15 protein-coding genes are annotated in these 20,000 nt (G+C 68.1%); 12 read left to right on the top strand and 3 right to left on the bottom strand.

Features of this window, described 5'->3' with window-relative positions; translation table 11 throughout:
* The first annotated feature begins 120 nt into the window (after positions 1–120).
* The 5 genes from ACIA12_RS09980 to ACIA12_RS09960 all read left to right on the top strand — a co-directional run bounded on the left by ACIA12_RS09980 (position 121) and on the right by ACIA12_RS09960 (position 7,608).
* Positions 121–1,950: a hypothetical protein gene (locus ACIA12_RS09980; protein ID WP_396366552.1), complete on the top strand. Its 1,830-nt coding sequence runs from the start codon at positions 121–123 to the stop codon at positions 1,948–1,950.
* Between the two features lie 68 nt (positions 1,951–2,018).
* The gene (gene dapB / locus ACIA12_RS09975) at positions 2,019–2,765 is read left to right on the top strand and encodes a 4-hydroxy-tetrahydrodipicolinate reductase (protein ID WP_396366551.1); all 747 of its coding nucleotides are present in this window, start codon (positions 2,019–2,021) and stop codon (positions 2,763–2,765) included.
* A 12-nt stretch (positions 2,766–2,777) separates the two neighbouring features.
* On the top strand, positions 2,778–3,221 hold the full coding sequence (locus tag ACIA12_RS09970; RefSeq protein ID WP_396366550.1) for a hypothetical protein: 444 nt from the start codon (positions 2,778–2,780) through the stop codon (positions 3,219–3,221).
* A gap of 84 nt (positions 3,222–3,305) precedes the next feature.
* Positions 3,306–5,852 (top strand): ATP-binding protein, encoded by a 2,547-nt coding sequence (locus tag ACIA12_RS09965; RefSeq protein WP_396366549.1) that lies wholly within the window; start codon positions 3,306–3,308, stop codon positions 5,850–5,852.
* A gap of 154 nt (positions 5,853–6,006) precedes the next feature.
* Positions 6,007–7,608 (top strand): hypothetical protein, encoded by a 1,602-nt coding sequence (locus ACIA12_RS09960; RefSeq protein ID WP_396366548.1) that lies wholly within the window; start codon positions 6,007–6,009, stop codon positions 7,606–7,608.
* A gap of 401 nt (positions 7,609–8,009) precedes the next feature.
* Here the strand turns inward: ACIA12_RS09960 and ACIA12_RS09955 are convergent, their stop codons facing one another.
* The gene (locus ACIA12_RS09955; protein WP_396366547.1) at positions 8,010–9,749 is read right to left on the bottom strand and encodes an alpha/beta fold hydrolase; all 1,740 of its coding nucleotides are present in this window, start codon (positions 9,747–9,749) and stop codon (positions 8,010–8,012) included.
* Between the two features lie 162 nt (positions 9,750–9,911).
* On the opposite strand from ACIA12_RS09955, the gene ACIA12_RS09950 reads away from it, so the two are divergent.
* The 4 genes from ACIA12_RS09950 to ACIA12_RS09935 are packed head-to-tail and all read left to right on the top strand — an operon-like array spanning position 9,912 to position 14,513.
* A complete protein-coding gene (locus ACIA12_RS09950; RefSeq protein ID WP_396366546.1) occupies positions 9,912–11,711 on the top strand; it encodes an ATP-binding cassette domain-containing protein in 1,800 nt (599 codons plus the stop codon).
* The gene (locus tag ACIA12_RS09945) at positions 11,704–13,488 is read left to right on the top strand and encodes an ABC transporter ATP-binding protein (protein ID WP_396366545.1); all 1,785 of its coding nucleotides are present in this window, start codon (positions 11,704–11,706) and stop codon (positions 13,486–13,488) included. The genes ACIA12_RS09950 and ACIA12_RS09945 overlap by 8 nt, the downstream gene beginning before the upstream one ends.
* Before the next feature lie 33 nt (positions 13,489–13,521).
* On the top strand, positions 13,522–14,079 hold the full coding sequence (locus tag ACIA12_RS09940; protein WP_396366543.1) for a DinB family protein: 558 nt from the start codon (positions 13,522–13,524) through the stop codon (positions 14,077–14,079).
* Positions 14,076–14,513 carry a VOC family protein gene (locus ACIA12_RS09935; RefSeq protein ID WP_396366542.1) on the top strand — a complete coding sequence of 146 codons (438 nt, stop codon included), beginning with the start codon at positions 14,076–14,078 and terminating at the stop codon, positions 14,511–14,513. The genes ACIA12_RS09940 and ACIA12_RS09935 overlap by 4 nt, the downstream gene beginning before the upstream one ends.
* A 22-nt stretch (positions 14,514–14,535) precedes the next feature.
* Here the strand turns inward: ACIA12_RS09935 and ACIA12_RS09930 are convergent, their stop codons facing one another.
* Positions 14,536–15,393: an alpha/beta fold hydrolase gene (locus ACIA12_RS09930; protein WP_396366541.1), complete on the bottom strand. Its 858-nt coding sequence runs from the start codon at positions 15,391–15,393 to the stop codon at positions 14,536–14,538.
* A gap of 88 nt (positions 15,394–15,481) precedes the next feature.
* Here ACIA12_RS09930 and ACIA12_RS09925 point away from each other — a divergent pair, with 88 nt between their 5' ends.
* Complete coding sequence (locus ACIA12_RS09925) at positions 15,482–16,177, top strand: DsbA family protein (protein ID WP_396366540.1); 696 nt, start codon at positions 15,482–15,484, stop codon at positions 16,175–16,177.
* Here ACIA12_RS09925 and ACIA12_RS09920 read toward each other — a convergent pair.
* Positions 16,174–16,560, bottom strand: a complete 387-nt coding sequence (locus ACIA12_RS09920; RefSeq protein WP_396366539.1) for a cupin domain-containing protein — start codon at positions 16,558–16,560, stop codon at positions 16,174–16,176. The genes ACIA12_RS09925 and ACIA12_RS09920 overlap by 4 nt on opposite strands.
* Before the next feature lie 52 nt (positions 16,561–16,612).
* On the opposite strand from ACIA12_RS09920, the gene ACIA12_RS09915 reads away from it, so the two are divergent.
* Both ACIA12_RS09915 and ACIA12_RS09910 read left to right on the top strand, forming a co-directional pair.
* Positions 16,613–17,608 carry a GlxA family transcriptional regulator gene (locus tag ACIA12_RS09915; protein ID WP_396366538.1) on the top strand — a complete coding sequence of 332 codons (996 nt, stop codon included), beginning with the start codon at positions 16,613–16,615 and terminating at the stop codon, positions 17,606–17,608.
* A 119-nt stretch (positions 17,609–17,727) separates the two neighbouring features.
* On the top strand, positions 17,728–19,656 hold the full coding sequence (locus tag ACIA12_RS09910; RefSeq protein WP_396366537.1) for a DUF222 domain-containing protein: 1,929 nt from the start codon (positions 17,728–17,730) through the stop codon (positions 19,654–19,656).
* Positions 19,657–20,000 lie beyond the last annotated feature (344 nt).

The raw sequence follows: 20,000 nt of genomic DNA, 5'->3' as shown, positions 1-20,000 counted from the left end.
TCCGGTTCGCTGACGGGTGAGTTATGTTGGCCACTAGCTGTCCGAGGCTGGCCTCGCCACTTTCGCCGAGCGTGGCGCCGGCGTGGGGGAGTACCCCGGTAACCGGTCTAAGGTTCTCCAGTGAGTGTTGAGGCGGTTGCTGATGGCAATGAGAGGGTCACGGGGCGTAGCCGTGGCTTGATTGTTGCTGTGTTGGTGGTGGCAGCAGCCGTCAGCGCAACCTGGATTGTTACCGCGGCCCGGAACGTCGGGTACGGCTTCGACATCACGGATGAGGGGTACTACCTGCTGTCCTACCGCTGGTGGAGCAGCAATCCGCTGGCGCTGACCGGGATTCAGTACATCTACGGGCCGGTCTTTCAGTTGCTGCACTGGGACATCGCGCAGCTGCGGATCTTCCGGCTGGTGACTGTCGTCGGAGGGCATCTGTTCTTCGGGTGGAGTTTCATGCGCTGGCTGCGCACCCGTAGGCCGGAGGCGCCGAAGACCGGGCTCTGGGAAGCGGCGGGGATCACCACCATCCTCGCCGCGGGGGGCATGACCTACAGCTGGTTGCCGATCAGTCCGGGGTACAACGACGTCATTCTGCTCGGGTCGCTCACCGGGGTTTCGTGTGTGCTCTGGGCGGCGACCGCGATCGAGAGGGACAAGAAGCCGCCGATCTGGGCGCTCACCCTGGCCGGTGTGGTGATCAGCGTGATGGTGCTCGCCAAATGGTCGTCGATCGTGGTGCTGACCCTGATCGTCGTCGCCGCGATCGTGGTGCTCAGCAAACAAGGATCGCAAGCAGTTGCCCGGGGCATCTTCTGGGCGCTGGTCGGCGTGACCGGAATCGCCGTCGCGGTGCAGGTCTTCGTGGTGCCGCTGACGGTCGCGATCCCCGGCATCCTCGCGGTCAACCGCTTCATCGCAGGCAGCTCCTACACGCCCGCGACGCTCGTGCAGATGTACTGGAACACCGGCATCAAGCTCGTCGGTGAGACCTTCAAGCAGCACTTCCTGCTCTTCATCGCCGCTGCGGCCGGAGTAGTGGCCCGCAAGCCCGTACTACGAGCCGCCGCGTGGCTGCTCGCCGCGGCTGGCCTCGCGTTGTCGGTCTACCAAGCCATCGACAAGGGCGGACTCCACGGTGGCCCGGTCAACAACGGCAAGTTCCAGGTCACCCTGCTGGCCGCCGTACTGGTCGCCGTCATCACGACCGCCGCCGCGGTAGCCACCAAACAGTGGACGCCAAAAGTGGAAACCCTCAGATCCTGGGTCATTCTCGGGCTGCTCACCGTGCTCCCGTTCGTGCAGGCGTTCGGGACCAACACCCCCATCTACATGATCGGCTTCAACGCGTTCGCCGCCTGGGCCGCGCTGATGATCGCCGTCCTGACCAGCCTCGACAAGGCCCCGCTCGTAGCCCGTACGACGACCGCCCTGGTGACCGTCGGCGCACTCGTGGCAGTCGCCTCGATCTCGTACGGCGGCCTGATGCTCAACCCGTACCGATCGGCCCCCCACCGCGATCTCACCACAGCGACCAACCTCAAGTCGCTCGGCGACCTCAAGCTGACGAAGGGCAACGCCGCCAGGTACCAGGCCCTCGACGAACTGCTCAAGCCGTACACGACCCCGTCCGGCCGTCCGATCATCGCGCTGGACAAGATGGCCGGCATCGTCTTGATGCTGCGCGGCCGCCCCTTCGGCGAGGCCTGGGTGGCGCCCAAGGAGCGCGAGCGGACCGCGGCCGGCATCACCGAGGTGTGTTCCACCAAGGAGCCCTGGCCGGGCAACCGCCAGCCGCTGCTGTTCTTCAACCGCCCGGTGAGCGACCTGGAGATCGACGCGCTCAGAACCTGCGGTCTCGATTTCGACGTCGACTACAAGTTGATCGCGCCACCGGCGACCACGATGAACCTGCAGATCTACGTGCCGACCGCCGAGCTGGCCAAGCACACTCCCTGATCGCGACCCCGGCAGGCGCCAGTGAGATCCTTGACCCCGGATCGGCAAAAGCGCGAGGAAGGCTACGGATGATCAAGGTTGCGGTGCTGGGTGCCAAAGGCAAGATGGGCGCCCAGACGTGCCAGGCGGTGGAAGCCTCCGACGATCTGGAGCTGGTCGCCGCCCTCGACCAGGGTGACGACCTGGCTGAGCTCACCAACGCGAAGACCGACGTGGTCGTCGACTTCACTCGTCCCGAGGTCGTGATGGACAACCTCGGCTGGTGCATCGGGCACGGCATCCACGCCGTCGTCGGCACGACCGGATTCACCGACGAGCGGCTGGCGACGCTGCGCACACAACTCGAGGCCAACCCCGGTACCGGCGTGCTGATCGCCCCCAACTTCTCCATCGGCGCTGTGCTGATGATGCAGTTCGCGGCCAAGGCGGCCCCGTACTACGAATCCGTCGAGATCATCGAGTTGCACCACCCCGACAAGGTCGACGCCCCCTCCGGTACGGCGCAGCGCACCGCGCAACTCATCGCCGAGGCTCGCCAGAACGCCCGCTCAGCGCCCATCCCCGACGCCACCAGCACCGGCCTCGACGGTGCGCGCGGAGCCGAGGTCGACGGCATCCCCGTGCACAGCGTCCGCCTGCGCGGGCTCGTCGCGCACCAGGAGGTCCTGCTCGGCGACATCGGCGAGACCCTGACGATCCGGCACGACTCGATGCATCGCGAATCGTTCATGGCCGGCGTCCTGCTCGGCGTCCGGAAGATCGTCGACACGCCGGGCCTCACGGTCGGCCTCGAGCACTTCATGGACCTCAGCTGAGATGACCGCGCTGTGTTGACTCCAAAACGTGCAGTGGCGGTGATCGCGATCGTCTTCATCGCGTACGCCGGACTGCTCGGCTGGCGTGGCGTCCTGCTGATCGGCACCGGCGACGCGGTCGCGGTCGTGCTCGGCATCGCGGTGCTGGTGATCCCGCTCGTCGGGCTGTACCTGGTCTGGCGGGAGCTCCAGTTCGGCCGGCGGACCGAGGCGCTCGCAAAGGAGCTGGCCGAGTCGGGCGGCCTGCCCGTCGACGATCTGCCCAGGCGGCCGTCGGGACGGATCGACCGGGCCGCCGCGGACGCCGCCTTCACGAAGTACAAGGAAGAGGCCGAGGCGGCGCCGGACGACTGGCGGGTCTGGTTCCGGCTGTCGACCGCTTACGATGCGGCCGGTGACCGCAGGCGGGCCCGCGCATCGATGCGGACGGCAATCGAGCACCGTACTCAGCGGTAAGCCGGGAGTTTCCTGGCAGTTGGCTGTGAACGGTGCGGCTCAGCCTGACAACGCGGTGCCGATCGGGATACCTTCAGGGTGTGCGTGGCGACCGCCACGGACGAGGTCGGAGACTGGGTGGGCCGTCCTTTGCCTTCAGACGGGTCTCGCCGCGGCTCGGACGACGCCCAGGCAACGGGTTTCGGCGATCTGCTCCGCCGGCACCGGCGAGACGCCGGACTGTCGCAGGAGGGACTGGCCGAACTCGCCGGTCTGAGCGTCGACGCCATCGCGGCGCTCGAGCGAGGTCGTCGGCGAGCGCCCAGACCACACACGCTCAGGCTGCTCGGAGACGCTCTCCGGCTCGGCGCGCCCGATCGCGCCCAGCTCACCGCGGCCGCCCGCCGCGACGGCAACGCCGGTCCCCGCCCGTCGATGCGACCGGCACCGGTCCCGGCGAACGAGCTGGTCGGCCGAACGGGCGAGCTCGCCGAGGTCGGCCGGCGGGTCGGTGAGCGGGTCACCAGGCTGATGACCTTGAGCGGTCCCGGCGGCGTGGGCAAGACCCGCCTCGCGCTCGCGGTGGCCGCGGAGGTTGCCCATCACTTCGAGGACGGCGTCTGCTGGGTGCCGCTCGCCCTGATTTCCGATCCGTCGGCGGTCGCTCCGGCCGTGGCCGCGTCGACGGGCCTGCATCCGCTCGACGGCGGTCGGCTGCTCGAGGAGATCGCCGAGCAGATCGGCCGACGCAACCTGCTGCTCGTGCTCGACAACTGCGCCCATGTCGTCGCCGAGGTGGCGAGGGTCTGTTCGACCCTGCTGGAGAGCTGCCCGAACCTCTCCGTCCTCGCCTCCAGCCGCGAACTCCTGCGGATCCCCGGTGAGAGCGTGTACGTCGTACCGCCGCTGGCGCTGCCGCGGTCCGACGACGAGATCGACACCTCGCCCGCGGTCAAGCTCTTCGTCGATCGGGCCACCGCGCGCGGGCAGGCGCCGACCGGGCAGAGCGACCAGGTCGCCCGCGTCGTACGCCGCCTCGAAGGCATGCCGCTCGCGATAGAGCTGGCCGCCGCCCGCACCAACGTCCTCACGGTCGAAGAGCTCGCGGCCGAGCTGGAGACGTCCTTCGGCATCCTGGCCGGCGGATCGAGTACTGCGAGTCCCCGGCAGCAGTCCCTGTACGGCGCGATCGAATGGAGCCACGACCTGCTGACCCCGCAGGAGCGCGAGCTGTTCGCGCTGCTCTCGGTCTTCGTCGGAGGCTGGACCCTCAATGCGGCGGCCGCGGTGCTGTCCGGGACGGTCGTGCCGGGTCCGCTGGAGCGGGCCAGAGCGCTCGACCTCACCAGCCGGCTGGTGGACAAGTCGTTGATCCGGGTGAGCCGCGATCGGGGCATCGCGCGGTACGACATGCTCGCCGTGATCCGCGAGTTCGCCGCCGATCAGCTGGCGGCGGCGGGCCGGACCGATGAGGTTGCACGGCACCACGCGGCGTTCTACATCGCGCTCGCCGAAGAGGCCGAGAGTCATCTGCGGGGTGCGAACCAGGCAGACTGGCTGGATCGCCTCGACGGTGAACTCGACAACATCCGCGCGGCGATGTCGTGGTCGCTGCGGTCGGGTACTGCGGGCGAACCAGTTCGCCTGGCGGGTGGGCTGTGGCTGTTCTGCTACCTGCGCGGTCAGTATGCGGAGGGCGGCGAGTGGCTCGAGCGGGCGCTTGCGTTGACCGGGTCGGCCGGGGTCGAACCGCAGTACCAGGCCAAGGCGGCGCTGGGGGCGGGGATGCTCGCGTTCCTGCAGTGTGAGTACGGCGTGGCGACGACGCGACTGGAGTCGGCGCTGGCGCAGTACAAGGCGCTTGATGACACAGCCGGTACGGCGCTCGTCATGCAGCGGCTCGGGGGAGTGGCTCGCGAGCGCGGGGACTACGAGACGGCCGAGAACCTGCATTGCCAGAGCTATGACCTGTTCGAGAGTCTCGGCGATCGGTCGGGGATGTCTTGGGCGCACAACCATCTTGGGTTTGTCGCCTGGTTGCGTGGCGATCTGGAGGTCGGGGCGCGGCGGTGCAAGCGGGCTCGGGACAGCTTCCGGGTGCTTGGGGATGGCGAGGGGCTGGCCTGGTCGCTGATCAGTTTGGGGACGATCGCGCAGTACAGCGGTGAGCTGACCGAGGCTGAGGACCTGCTGCTGGAGAGCCTGGCGTTGTCACAGCGGCTCGGGTATCGCGAAGGGGTCGCTTGGTCGCTCAACCAGTTGGGGATCGTCGAGCGGCGGCGGGGTTTCACGGATCGGGCGGTGCATCTGCTCGACGAGAGCTTGGCCGAGCATCGCGATCTCGGCGACCGGTGGCGGACCGCGAGCGTGCTGGAGGAGCTGGCGACGGTTGCCCGGCAGCGGGAGCGGACGGAGTACGCGGCGTTTCTGATCGGTGCGGCCGACGGGATCCGTGAGGTGATCGGCGCGCCGGTCCCGCAGGTCGAGAAGCCGGACCAGCTCGCCACCCGCCGCGCGATCGAGCAGACCCTCGACCGGCGAGCCTTCCGAGCCGCCTGGTCCGCCGGCCGAGCAGCCCCACTGGCCGCAGTAGCCGACGGCTACCCCGGTACTGGCGGCAGCAGCACCCCCGACCGCTCAAACCGTCTATAACCCCGAACACCCGCCTCGTCCGGACGCAGGCCGCCGCCACCTCGGCGAGTTCCGTCAGACGGGAAGCTGTTCCCAACACGCCGGTAAGCGCTTGCCAAGGCGCGGGACGCACCGCAGGATGGGCGGACTGATCCGCCCATCAGGAAGGTGCTCGATGACGAACGTGTTCAGCAGGAGGAGTCTGCTCGGAGCCGGGGGAGCTGTGGTCGGGGGAGCGGCACTAGGCTCGCTCGGCATGAGCCAGGCGTCGGGTGCGACCACCACCGGCCTGTGGCAGTCGGAGCGGGTCCGGTACGACGCGAAGTACCGGCTCGTCTACACCGCCGACGCCGAGGGAAACCGGATCCCCGACTTCAGCTATGCCGGCTACAAGTACGGCGACAGCCCGATCCCGCACGTCCGGACCGTGAAGACCGTCAAGCCGATCGAGGGTGACAACACCGCCCACCTGCAGGCCGCGATCGACGAGGTCGCCGGCGGCACCCCCGACCACAGCGGCTTCCGCGGCGCGCTGCTGCTTGCCCCGGGCAACTATCCGGTCGCCGGCACCCTCCGGGTGAACCAGTCCGGCGTCGTCCTCCGCGGCTCCGGCGACGGCGCCGACCCGAAACGGCACACCATCATCCAGGCGACCGGCAACACCCCGGTCTCGCGCGACGTGATCGTGCTCGGCGGTGGTACCAGCACCAGTTGGCGCGGTCAGGTCCCCGGGACCAGGACGGACATCACCAGCGACTGGGTGCAGGTCGGCTCGCGGTCGTTCGAGGTCGCGGACGCCAGTGCGCTCAAGAAGGGTGACAACATCATCCTGATCCACCCGTGCACGGAGGCGTGGCTCACCGCGGTCGATCACGGCGGCACGGCGACCGACGCCGGCTGGACCGTCGACAGTCAGCCGATCACGTACAACCGCTACATCGAGTCGATCCGCGGCAACACTGTCGCTGTTGACGTGCCCCTCTTCGAGCATCTACGGCGCGATCTGGCCCAGTCCTACCTGTACGTCTGGGACCGCGCCGGCCTGGTGACCGGCGTCGGGGTCGAGAGCCTGCGGATCGACATCCAGTTCGCGGGTGACCCGGACGTGGACGAGGCGCACGCGTGGGTCGGCGTGAAGGTCCGCCAGGTGGAGGACGCGTGGGTCCGCGACTGCACCTTCCTGCACTTCGCGAAGGCCGGCGTCGAGACCACCGAGGCGACCCGGGTGACCGTCCGGAACTGCCGCGCCTTCGATCCGGCCTCGGTCGTCACCGGCGGCCTGCGCTACAACTTCAACTGCGAGTCGTTCTCCCAGCAGGTGCTGTTCGTCGACTGCCACGCCACCAAAGCGCGGCATGCGTTCATCTCCAACGGCGCCAGCAGCGCCTCGGGCATCGTCTTCCTTCGCGGTACTTCGGAAGGCGCGCTCGCCTCGAGCGAAGGCCACCGGCGCTGGAGCCAGGGACTGCTCTGGGACAACCACCGCGACGTCGCGCCGCAGGTCGACCTGACGCTGGGCATCTACAACCGTGGCGACTACGGCACCGGGCACGGCTGGGCGACCTCGCACTCGGTCGGCTGGAACTGCGACACGGGCACCGCGAAGCTCGTCGTCCAGAAGCCGCCGACGGCGCAGAACTACGCGATCGGCTGCCGGGGAGTGGTCACCGGGGACGGCCCGTTCAGCCAGCCCGCGGGCTACATCGAGGGTGCGAACCGCCCGGGTCTGTTCCCGCCGTCGCTGTACCAGGCGCAGTACCTGGACCGCCATCGGTGATCGCTGATCGTTGATCACAGAAAAAGGCCTCGCGAGGCACCACGACCTGGGGGATCGAAGGTACCTCGCGAGGGATCTGGGAGCCGGGATGCGCCATCGTGAACGGGGTCCCGGCCGGCTGTGTCTGTCTGACCCCCCAGGCAGTCCCCCCACCCCACAGCCGGCCGAAGCCACGTTCGGCGATGCCACCCTCACATCGGGCCCTCCCAGCCGATGTTCCGGATCTCCCGCGCTGACTCAAGGTTGCCGTGGTCACGCTGCGTGGCACAGGGACGGAACCCTGACATCGCCCTGACAAACGCAGGGTGACAACGAACGCCTCGCCACGATCTCGCGGATCGTGACGGGGCGTTCGCTTTCCGTGCGGTGGAAATGCCGCTAATTCACTGCGGCATTAACGATCAGTGCAGATATCCGGAGACTGCTTTGGTGAATCCGGCGATCCGGTTCAGTGGCGTGCCGGCGCCGGGCTCGTCCTCGGAATAGGGAACCGACGGCGCCGGAATTCCCTCGCCCTTGCAACTGGTGTCCCGGGCCGGTGCCACCCCGGTGGTGAGGAAGGTGTTGATGATCTTGTCGGCGCACTTGTTCACGCCGCCGTAGATGCCGTGGTCGCCCTCGCCGGTGATCGTGACGAGCCGCGATCCGGCGTACCGCTGGTGCGCCGCGGCGGCCAGCGAGGCGTTGGTCGCGGGGTCGTGCGCGGACTGCACCATCAACGTCGTCGGCAAGCCTTTGCCGGTCGGGGTCGGCATCTCGAGCGCGGGCCGATCCCAGTAGAAGCAGGGGTTCTCGTTCATCGACCAGCCGATCAGCGGGTACTTCGGGCCGAGGTCGGCCGCCAGCTCGTCGCCGATCCCGCGGCCCTGCGGCCAGGCCGTGTCGTTGCAGGTGACGGCGGTGAAGGTCGCGCTCTCCGCGTCGTCGCCGACCCCCTGGCCGATCCCCTGGCCGACGCCCTGGCCGATCGGCGGCAGTCCGATCGGTCCGTTGGTCGCGCGCCGGACGAGTTCCTGCTGACGGGCCCGCGGCAATGCGTCGACCTTGCGTTGTGCCGCCTTCGGTCCACCGGTGGTCTGCGCGGCGGACAGGCCCCGGAGAAATGCGAGATCCAGCGCCAGTGACTGGAAATCCATTTTTGTATACATATCCGAGGCGACGATCTGGTCGAGCGTGTTCTGGTCGTAGGTGATCTTCATCGACCCGTCCAGGAACTCCTCGACGGCCGGTTGCTTTTTCAGTTCCCGGCGCAGCCGCTCATACGTTCTGATCACCAAGCGTGGCGACGACCCCAGTTGCAGCCGGTCATCGTACTTGGCCGCCCACGGTGCGAAGTCCTCCCGGAAGCGTCGCTCGAACGCCTGCGGCTGGGCTTCGAAGGTCTCCGACCACGGCCGGGTGAAGTCGGTGTTCGAGTCGAGCACGAAGCGGCCGACGTGGGCGGGGAAGTAGGTCTGGTAGTACGCGCCGAGCCAGGTGCCGCCGGAGTACCCGAGCCAGTCGATCTGCTGATACCCGAGCAGTTGACGGATCAGGTCGATGTCCTGGACGGTCTGCGCGGTGTTGACGTAGGGGAGCAGCCCGCGGGACTGGCGTTCGCAGTACGGCCGGGTGAGCAGGGCCGCCTCGGAGATCAGGTCGAGGTTCTCGCTGTCGCGGTCGCGCGCGTCCATCGTGAAGCCGGGTGCGCCCTGGCAGGTGACGTTGGCGCTGTCGCCGGTGCCGCGTGGGTCGAACCCGACGAACAGGTGGTCCTTGCCGAGGCCGGGTTGGCCGGCCAGGTACGGCGCCATGCCGAGCCCTGCTGCACCGGGGCCGCCGGGATTGCCGAAGATGACGCGGCTCGGCTTCTTCTTGCTCGTTGGCGTGACTTTGCTGATGGCGAGGTCGATGTCGTGGCCGGAGTACTGGTTCGACCAGTCGCGCGGGGCGGTGATCTTGGCGCAGTAGGTCCGGTACTCCGGGTCGCCGCACTGCGTCCAGGCGAGCTTCTGTTTCAGGTACCGGGTGGCCACCTTGTTGGGACCCGACTGCACCCGCTCCGTCCCGGTCTGCAGCGAGGCGGTCGCCCCGGAGCCCGGAATCGCGAGCAGTGCGGCGGTACTGATACCCAGGGCGACGGCCAGGGTACGGAACTTCATACGTTCTCCAAGACCTTGCGTGATCGGACCGTCGCAATCTGTCATGGCAGGCAGTGCAGGTCTAGCACCACCCCCGGCCCGTCGCCGATCGCTGGAGATGTTAAGAGAGCCGCCGCGAAAAGCAGTGCGAGGCGGTGGTCGTCCGGCATTAGCATCAGGTCGATGCGCATGCTGCTGAGGTACGCCTACGGGGTTGTTCCGGGCGCGACTGTGGCGACGTTGCTGCTTGCGCTGGCGTCGGCCGGCGCGGCTGCGGTGCTGAATCTGCTGATCGGGCGGGTGGTGGGTGCGCTGCCCGGTGTGCTGGATGGCGGCCCGGTCGGCGGTTCCTTCGTGGCACTGTTTGTTGCTTTCGGCATCGTCTTCGTGCTGGGCGGGGTGCTGCCGGAGGTGTTGTCGACCGCGCAGTGGATGCTTGCCCAGTCGGCCGCGTACGACCTGTGGCCGCGGCTCGCCTCGCCGTTGCTCGCGCCGCGCCGGATCGCGCATCTGGACGATCCGGTCGTGCTTGACGAGGTCGAGCGGGCGCGTGGTGGGCATGGGTGGGCGATCGAGGCTTCGCTCGGCCGGGTGATCGGGTTGTTCTCCGCTCGGGTGATGCTGATCGGCCAGACGGTGCTGGTCGGTGCGCTGTTCAACTGGGTCGTCGCGGTGGTGCTGGCCGGCGCGGTGCTGGTGACCGAGCGGCGGTACCTGAAGAAGCTCGACGGTGAGCTCGAGGCGTACCAGGGGATGACTGAGGATCAGCGGCGAGCGCAGTACCTGTTCGAGCTAGGCACCGATGAGGGCGCCAAGGAGTTGCCGGTCTTCGGTCTGCATGGCTGGCTGGTCGATCGGTACCGGACCGAGTGGACGGCCGCGATGCGGGAGATCTGGCGCACGCGGCGATCGGGCGCTCTTCGCGGGATGATCCCGCTCGCCGGCTATCTGCTTCTCTTCGCGGCGGCGATCCTGTACGTCGCTCTGCGGGCCGGCCGGGGCGATCTCGGCGTCGCGCAGACGGCGACGGTACTGCCGGCGATGCTGACCCTGGCGGTGAGCGTGTCGCCGTACACCGCGCTGCAGGTGAGACGTGGGGTTACGGCGTACCGAGCGATGCTCCACGTCCCGGTCCTGATCGACGAGCGTCATCCCGAGACGGGTGTTTCTGCAGCGGATCTGAGTCAGGCGCCTGGACAACTGATTCGGTTCGAACAGGTCGGTTTCCGCTACCCGGGTGCGGATCGCGATGTTTTCGACGGGCTTGAGCTTGAGCTTCGCAGTGGTGAGGCGTTGGCGCTGGTGGGGATCAACGGGGCGGGTAAGTCGACGTTGGTGAAGCTGCTGACGGGGGCGTACCAGCCGACTCGGGGGCGGATCACCGTCGACGGGGTGGACCTCGCGACGCTTTCGCCTGCCGGGCTGGAGATCTGGCAGCGGCAGATCGCGGCCATCGCGCAGGACTTCGTCCGCTTTCCGTTGTCCGTCCGGGACAACGTCGGCTTCGGGCGGATCGAGCGGTACGACGACGAGGCTGGTCGGGTGCGGGCCGCTCGGAGGGCCGGTGTGGACGAGCTGATCGACGGGCTGCCGCTTGGCTGGGACACCGTGCTCGACAAGGCCTGGCAGGACGGCGCGGATCTGTCGGGTGGGGAGTGGCAGCGGATCGCGCTGGCCCGGGCGCTGTTCGCAGTACAGGGTGGGGCCAAGGTGCTGGTACTCGACGAACCTGCTGCGGCGCTTGATGTCCGGGCCGAGGCGCGGCTCGTTGCGGAGTACCTGGATCTCACCCGCGGGCTGACGTCGCTGATCATCTCGCACCGGTTCTCGGTGGTTCGCGACGCGCATCGGATCTGCGTGCTCGATGGCGGGCGGATCGTCGAGACCGGGACGCATTCCGAGCTGTTGGAACTTGGCGGCCGGTATGCGGCGATGTTCCGGCTGCAGGCTGAGCGCTACCTGGGAGGTCCTTCGGATGCGTGAGCAGGCGGGGACTCTGCGGCTGTGGCTGATGACGGGGTGGCGAGCGGCGCCGTTTCACTCGACGGCGTTGGTGGTGATGCTCTGCCTGCAGGCCGCGATCGCGCCGGTGCGGACGTACGGGGTGAAGCTGATCGTCGATGGCGTCGGCGGCGCCGGCGACGGGCCGATCCGGCTGGGTGTGATGGTCATCCTCGCGACCTTCGCCGTGGCTTTCGCAGGGACCTCGGTGGATGGGTACCTGGAGAGTGCCGGCGCGGATCGGGTCGAGCGGTGGGTACTGTCCGACATCCTGCGGCTCACCACGCACATCCCCGGGATCGAGCAGCACGAGCGGCCGGATGTCGCGGATCGGCTGGCTCAACTCCGCGACAGTGCTCGCGAACTGGGGTGGTTCGTGCTGGTGCTGTTCCAGCTGATCTCCACCGGTGTCACGATCGCGCTGGTGGTGGCGATGCTCAGCGGCGTACACCCGGTCTTCGCCGTTCTGCTCGTGCTCGCGTTCGGGCAGGTGTGGGCCGCGAGCCTCGACTCGAAGTGGATGCAGGACACGATGGAGCGGATGCAGCCGTACGGCCGGCTTGTCCGTTCCTTGGCTGAGCTGGCCCGCGATCCACGTGCGGCGACCGAGTTGCGGGTCTTCGGCCTCGGTCCGACCTTGCTCTCCCGGATCCGGTCGTTGTCCGGGACCATGTACGCCGGTGAGCGCCGCGCGATGGTTCGCGGGCTGGCGGCCGTCACGCTGGCCAAGACCGTCTTCCGGCTCGCGTACCTCGGTGCTGTCGTCTATTTGATCGTGTTGGCGGGACGCGGCTCGGCGTCGCCGGGTGATCTTGCGCTGGTGGTTCTGCTTGCTCCGCAAGTGGATGGGGCCGCGTCGGAGGCGGGTGACGGGGTCAGCCGGGTCGGAGTCGCGCTGCGGAGTTTTGGACGGTATCGCTGGCTGCGCGACTATGCGTCGGCGCACTCCTGGACGTCGAGTGTGGGGTCGGCGCCGGTTTGCCTTGTCGAGGGCATCGAGTTGCGCGATCTGTCCTTCGCGTATCCGGGCACGGACGCGGCGGTGCTCGACTCGGTCAATCTGTTCATACCGGCGGGGACGAGTGTGGCGCTGGTGGGGGAGAACGGGGCTGGGAAGTCGACGCTGGTGAAGCTGCTGTCGCGGATGTACGACCCTTCCTCCGGCTCGATTCTGGTCGACGGGGTGCCGTTGTCGACGATCGATCCGGTGGCTTGGCGGGAGCGGTTGTCGGCGGGGTACCAGGACTTCGTCAAGTACGAGTTCAGCGCGCGACTCGCGGTGGGAGTCGGGGACCTTGCTCGTCTCGGTGATGAGCCGGCCTTGCGGGCTGCGTTGGCGCGTGGGGAGGCGCTTGACTTGGTCGACTCGTTGCCACGCGGACTCGACACGCAGCTCGGGACGCGGTTCTCTGACAGTTCCGAGTTGTCGGGTGGGCAGTGGCAGCGGTTGGCTTTGGCCCGGGCGTTTCTGCGCGAGCGACCGCTGGTGCTGCTGCTCGATGAGCCGACGGCGGCGCTCGATCCCGAGGCGGAGCACGCTTTGTACGAGCGGTTCGCGGAGGCGTCGCGGGTGGCGGCGGCGGAGACGGGCGGGATCACGGTGCTTGTGTCGCACCGGTTCTCGACGGTGCGGATGGCGGATCTGATCGTGGTGATGGATCGGGGGCGGGTGGTCGAGGTGGGGAGTCACCAGGCTTTGATGGGGGCGCGGGGGCGGTACGCGGAGCTGTTCGAAGTACAGGCCCGGGCTTATCGCTGACTTTTGTCGGTGGCTGGTTCTAGGGTCGGTCGCATGGGTGACTGCGGAGATTTGGTGATCGGGCAGCTGGAGTTCTACTGGGATTTTCACCTGCGGCCGCGGCTGGAGGGGATGACCGACGCGGAGTACCAGTGGGCGCCGGCGCAACCGAGCTGGACTGTGCACGCGGATGCTTCTGGTGCGGTTGTCTTCGACGTCGAGGATCCGGAGCCTTCGCCGCCGCCGGTGCCGACGATCGCGTGGCGGCTCGTGCACATCGCGGTCGGCTGCTTCGCGGCCCGCTACAACACCTTCTTCGACGGCACGATCGACGCCCCGATGTGGGATCCGCGCCAACGCCCGACCGACCTGCCGGTGACGGCCGACGCCGGCCTGGCCTTCCTGGATCTCTGGTACGGCAAGTGGCACGCCGCGATCCGCAGCCTCGACGATGCGGGACTGGCCGCGCCTCTGGGCCCCAAGGGCGGCCCGTACGCCGATGACTCGATGCTGTCCCTGATCGTCCACCTCAACCGCGAGACGATGCACCACGGCGCCGAGATCTGCCTACTTCGCGACCTCTACCGGGCCGGCTTCGGGACGGCGGCATGACTGCCTTCGATCTGCACATCGTCTTCGACTGCGCCAACCCCGACCTGGTCGCCCGCTTCTGGATGGAGGCCCTCGGCGGCTACGACTTCCCGATGCCGGTCCCCGACGGCTTCACCACCTGGGACGAATGGGCCGACGCCCAGGGAATCCCCGTCGACCAACGCCCCACCGGCCGCACCCTCGTCGACAAGGACCGCAACCGTCCCGACATCTTCTTCCTCCAAGTCCCCGAATCCAAGGCCGGCAAAAACCGCCTCCACCTGGACATCAAGGTCGCCCCAGGCCTCGAAGGCACCTCCAGACGTTCGAAGATCGAGCAGGAGGGCGACCGCTTGGTGTCGCTCGGCGCCACGCTCTTCCAACCGATGGACCACCCCGAAGGCTTCCACCTGATCATGCAAGACCCCGAAGGCAACGAGTTCTGCGTGACTTGACGGACGCCGCCTGGCGATGCAGCTAGTCGCCGCGCAAGGCTGCGAAAATCTGTCGCTGGCTGGTGTCATCGGGGTCATGGCCGCCGGGATAGCTGCGTGCTTCGGCGCCGGGGATGGCAGTCGCCAGCCATTCGGCGTGAGCCGGCGTTGAGTTGTCGTCCTCCGATCCGAACCACACCTCGACCGGTACGACGATGTCCTGCAACTCGAACCCCCACGCCTTGCTCAACGCCAGGTAGTCGTCGATCCACCCGTCCAGCCCGTCGACACAGGCTGCCCACATCCGCTCATACCGCCCACCGTCCGACGCCGCGGTACGAGTGCCGCCCGGTACTCCGGCTTGCCGGCCATCCGGTACTCCGGTGCGGCCGCCATCTGGTGCTTCGGAAGTGAAGGTTTGCAGGATTTCGGGGCCTCGGCGGGTGAGTTGTTCGCGGAGGAAGTGTTCTCCGCGGTGGGCGTCGGCTGTCCAGTCGAGTGAAGCGAAGGCCGTAGTACCGGGTGGTGCGATTGCTGCGACGGTGCTGCAGCGGATCACTCTGTCTGGGAGCAACGCGGCAGTCGCGAGGGCGTGTGGTCCGCCGCCGGAGAAGCCGGTGACCGCGAACCGGTCCCATCCCGCAGCGTCGGCCAGCAACTCCACATCAGCTGCCACGTCGGCGACAGTGCGGCCAGGTTGCCGATCGGAGCCGTAGCCCGGGCGGCCGTGGAGCAGTACCCGCAGGCCCGTCTCCTCGATTGCGGCGATGACGTCCGGTCGTTCCCAGCGCGTCCCGGGCGTCCCGTGGTGGGCGATGACGGGTACGCCGGCCTCATCGCCATACAGGCAGTACTTGAGGGTGCGGCCGTCCGCGGCCACGACCTCGTGGGTGAGAGTCACCTGCCCATTCAATCACGTCAGCGGTTAACCGGACCACGGTCCAGTTCTATGATACGGTGGATTTTCCATTGTTTTGAAGGGGAAACTGATGACTGTTGCTGTCGCTCCGGGGACCATCGTCGTGTACTCCGACATCTGGTGCTCGTTCGCCCATCTGGCCGTGCATCGGCTGCATGCGACGCGAGCCCGGTTGGGGCTGGAAGGGCAGGTGGCCTTCGATCACCATGCGTTTCCGCTGGAGTTGCTGAACGGGCACAGCAGTCCGCGCCCGGGTACCGACTCCGAGGTCTCCGCGATCGGCCGACTCGATCCGGACGCCGGCTGGAAGCTCTGGCAAGCGCCCGACTGGACCTATCCGACGACTACATTGCCCGCCCTCGAGGCCGTGCAAGCGGTCAAGGAGCAAGGCCTCGCCGCGAGTGAAGCCCTGGATCTCGCCCTGCGCAAGGCGTTTTGGGTCGACAGCCGCTGCATCAGCCTCCGCTCGGTCTTGCTGGAGGTTGCCGCCGAGACCGGCGCAGTCGACGTCGACCACCTGGCGGCGGCACTCGACGACGGCCGCGCCCGCAAGCTGGTGATGGCCGACTTCGCCGTCTCCCAGACCGACGCGGTCCAGTGCAGCCCCCACCTGTTCCTGGCCGACGGTACAAACTCTGCCAATCCTGGCGTAGAAGTCCACTACACAGACGCCTACGGCACCGGCTTCCCCATCGCCACCGCCGACGACCCGTCGATCTACGAAGCCCTGCTGCTGCGGGCCGCCGGAGCGCTCCAGGCTGTTTAGAGCTCGATGCCGGTGTGGGTTTGGATGTGGGCCGGCAGGGGGTCGTGGGTGTCGCCGGTGGTGGGGGTGTTGGCGGGGTCCATGACGAGGATCTGCGCGCCGCCGTCGGAGAACGGGCGGTGGTAGATGCCCTTCGGGACGACGAAGAGGGAGCCGGCGGGGAGGGCGATGACCCGCTCGTCGGGGTCGCGGACGGCGATGTTGAAGTCGCCGTCCAGGGTGAGGAAGAGCTCGTCGGTGGTGTCGTGGACGTGCCAGATGTAGGAGCCCTTCACGTGCGTCACGCGAATGTCGTAGTCGTTGATGCGCGCGGCGATCCGGGGATTCCACAGGTCGTCGAAGGTGGCGAGCACGGCGCGGAGGTCGATCGGTTCGTTGGTCACCGGACCATCTTCGCCAGGTGCAATCCCGTCGCGTGAGTGCTAGGAATAACACATGTCGAAACGATCCTCGCAATCCCAGTCGCAGCCGCAGTCGCACAAGGTGGCGGTGATCGTCGGGGAGGGGTCGAATCCGTTTGAGCTCGGGGTCGCGACGGAGTTGTTCGGGTTGCGGCGGCCGGAGCTGGATCGGGAGTGGTACGAACTGGTGCTCTGTACGCCGGAGCCGGCCGTCCGCATGCACAGTGGGTTCTTCCAGCTGACCGGAGTCGCCGGGCTCGACCAGGTCGACGACGCGGACACCGTCATCGTCCCGAACCGCCCGGATCCCGAAGTACCGCCGCCTCCGGCTGTTCTCGACGCCGTACTTCGGGCCTCTGCGCGCGGAGCGAGAATGGTGAGCTTCTGTACCGGCGCCTTCACCCTCGCGGCGGCCGGCGTGCTCGACGGTCGCCGAGCCACCACGCACTGGCGTTGGGCCGGCCTCTTCGCCGCCATGTACCCCGAGGTGAAGCTCGAACCGGACGTACTATTCGTTGACGAAGGCAACGTCCTCACAGCGGCTGGAAGCGCGGCAGCACTCGACCTCGGCCTGCACCTGATCCGCCGCGACCACGGCGCCGAGGTAGCCAACGCAGTCAGCCGCCGACTCGTCTACACCGCCCACCGTGACGGCGGCCAACGCCAGTTCATCGACCAGCCCGTACCGGCCGTCGCCGACACCTCGCTGGCCCCGCTTCTCAGCTGGATTCGCGAAGAACTGGCCAGCCCGCTCACAATCGCTGACATTGCAGCCCACGCCGCCATGAGCCAAGCAACCCTCCACCGCCACTTCCAAGCAGAGCTAGGTACTACGCCTCTAGCCTGGCTAACCGCCGAGCGAGTATCCCTAGCCTGCCGCCTACTGGAAGCCGGCGAAATCCGCCTGGACGCAGTAGCCCGCCAATCCGGCCTAGGCACAGCCACCAACCTACGCATCCAACTAAGACGCCGCACCGGCCTAACCCCCAGCAACTACCGCCGCCGCTTCGCCCTCAACGCTACCGGGTGATCGGTACCCGCCCAGTCTGCTGTGCATAACCTGGCCGCTTCCGGCCAATCGTGGATCCCTTATCCACAAGGGCTTCTCGGCTCTGAAAAGTGTCGGCGGGTCGGTCTACTGTTGTGTCCATGGAGATCCCGCAGCTGCGACCGACCTACCTCCAGAGTGACGACGAACTGGTCGTCACTCTGGACACGGTCGAGGCTGCCCGCAGGATTCTGGACACCTACTACCTCGACGTCGTCGACGATGTCGAGTCCCGCGGCCTCGCTCGCGAACTCGGCGCCAAGAACACCATTGAACTCCTCGAACTGCGCCACCGCCGCGACCCCGCCGACACCCGCAACGACCTCACGTTCCTCAAGAACCTCCCCAAATACGAGGCCGTCACCCACGCCCTCACCGTGGCGGACGACGACCCGACCGGTCTCACCGCGGACCACGCCAAGGTCATCGTCACCACCCTGGACAAAGCCCCCTCCACCGTTCCCGCCGAGACTCTCCGCGTCGCCGAAGAACAGATGATCCAAGCCGCCCGCTACCTCACCCCGAGCGGTCTGCGTGACTTCGGCCGTCAGGTCCTCGACCGTCTCGACACCGACGGCCCCGAACCCGCCGAAGAAGACGCCTACCAGAAAGAATCACTGCGGATCCGGCCCGCCGACCACGGCGTGAAGTTCAGCGGCTACCTGGCCGGCGCCAACGCCGAACACTTCAAAACCGCCATCCACGACCTCGCCAAACCCCACCGGACCGTCGACGGCGACCTCGACCCCCGCTCCCACGAAAAACGCCAAGCCGACGCCCTGACCACCATCCTCAACATCGCCACCGGCGCCGACCCCACCACCGGCATCCCCGGAGTCCCGCACCTCACCGTCACCATCGACTACGCCGACCTCAAGGCCCTGACCTCAGCGGCCGTCGGCGAACTCGTCTTCGGTGACAACCTGTCCGCCTCGGCGGTGCGCCTGCTGGCCTGCGACGCGGCCGTACTACCGATCGTCCTCGGCACCGACTCCCAGCCGTTGGACGTCGGCATGGAGTACCGGTTCGTCACCCGCTACATCCGCCGAGCCCTCAACCGCCGCGACAAAGGCTGCGTCATCTGCAAAGCCCCACCCTCCCACTGCCACGCCCACCACCTCACCCACTGGGCCGACGGCGGCCCCACCGCCATCACCAACCTCGTGCTGCTGTGCGGCGCCCACCACCGCGCCGTCCACGCCGGCCACTGGACCATCACCATCACCAACGGCGTCGTACAGATCACCCGCCCCCACTGGACCATCCCCACCCCAACCCGACTCCCGCTACCCTCCATCACCCCACCACCCCCAAACACCTCCTCACCCTGGGACCCCCCACCAACCCCAGACACCGTGGGCGAGCCGCGAACCCCAGCCACCGTGGGCGGGCAGCCAATCCGAGCCGCCATGGGCGGGCAGCCAATCCCAGTCACCGTGGCCGGGCAGCCAATCCGAGCCGCCATGGGCGGGCAGCCAATCCCAGTCACCGTGGGCGGGCAGCCAATCCCAGTCACCGGGGGCGGGCAGCCAATCCGAGCCGCCATGGGCGGGCAGCCAATCCGAGCCACCGGGGGCGGGCAGCCAATCCCAGCCACCGGGGGCGGGCAGCCAATCCCAGCCACCGGGGGCGAGCAGCCAACCCCAGCCGCCATGGGCGAGCCGCGAACCCCAGCCGCCATGGGCGAGCAGCCAACCTCGCCGCGCTGGGGCGCCCCGGCGGCCCCGGCCAGCGTAGGGCCCCTCGGTACCCCGCCGATCTCGCCATGGGGCACCTCGCCTGCCTCGGATGCCCGCCGAGTGCCGGGCACCTTGACGCTGGACGGCACTGCGGCCAGTTGGCTCGCGCCCACAACAGCCGACTGGTCCATCAACACCGATCCCCACAACCCTCAGCCCAACTGGCTACGCAGCACCACTGCCCCTACCCCAGTCAACCCCGCGGCCAGAGGCCTGTCCTGGCTAACCCCCGAAGCCGTCGCCGACCTCAACCCCTGGGGCGAAACCGGCACCCCCTCCACCGGCCCGTAACACCTCACCGCAACGACCCCGCGTCCACAGCGCCGACCGCCCTCCGGTCCCGACGCCGATCACGCACGCCCGCATTCGGCTGGGGGTTCGAGCCGCCATCAGGCGATCGGTGATCGCCAGCGCGTTCGCCGCTACTGGAGATGCCACCAGTCCAAACCGGCCGCAGCGGCTCACCGCAGCTGGGCCCGCCGTCCGCAGCGCCAACCGTCCTGAGGCTCGATGCTTTCGCCACCCGTGCTCGTTCACCGAGCCGGAGGATCGCGCCAACACAAGCCAGTGGCGGGCGCGACGTCGATCGGCTCGTACGCGTTGGTGTCGATGGCGGCACCCATCGGCCAGCCCGA

It is taken from the genome of Kribbella sp. NPDC051620, from assembly GCF_044453825.1.
Classification (GTDB): domain Bacteria; phylum Actinomycetota; class Actinomycetes; order Propionibacteriales; family Kribbellaceae; genus Kribbella.
The sequence above is the reverse complement of the archived record's forward strand: the minus strand, read 5'-3'. Positions and strand labels throughout refer to the sequence as shown.

Bases quoted from the DNA above. Each gene is read 5' to 3' on its own strand.
- ACIA12_RS09945 (WP_396366545.1), top strand. From the start codon at position 11,704: ATGCGTGAGCAGGCGGGGACTCTGCGGCTGTGGCTGATGACGGGGTGG.
- ACIA12_RS09950 (WP_396366546.1), top strand. From the start codon at position 9,912: ATGCGCATGCTGCTGAGGTACGCCTACGGGGTTGTTCCGGGCGCGACT.
- ACIA12_RS09925 (WP_396366540.1), top strand. From the start codon at position 15,482: ATGACTGTTGCTGTCGCTCCGGGGACCATCGTCGTGTACTCCGACATC.
- ACIA12_RS09940 (WP_396366543.1), top strand. From the start codon at position 13,522: ATGGGTGACTGCGGAGATTTGGTGATCGGGCAGCTGGAGTTCTACTGG.
- ACIA12_RS09935 (WP_396366542.1), top strand. From the start codon at position 14,076: ATGACTGCCTTCGATCTGCACATCGTCTTCGACTGCGCCAACCCCGAC.
- dapB (WP_396366551.1), top strand. From the start codon at position 2,019: ATGATCAAGGTTGCGGTGCTGGGTGCCAAAGGCAAGATGGGCGCCCAG.
- ACIA12_RS09915 (WP_396366538.1), top strand. From the start codon at position 16,613: ATGTCGAAACGATCCTCGCAATCCCAGTCGCAGCCGCAGTCGCACAAG.
- ACIA12_RS09960 (WP_396366548.1), top strand. From the start codon at position 6,007: ATGACGAACGTGTTCAGCAGGAGGAGTCTGCTCGGAGCCGGGGGAGCT.
- ACIA12_RS09910 (WP_396366537.1), top strand. From the start codon at position 17,728: ATGGAGATCCCGCAGCTGCGACCGACCTACCTCCAGAGTGACGACGAA.
- ACIA12_RS09955 (WP_396366547.1), bottom strand. From the start codon at position 9,749: ATGAAGTTCCGTACCCTGGCCGTCGCCCTGGGTATCAGTACCGCCGCA.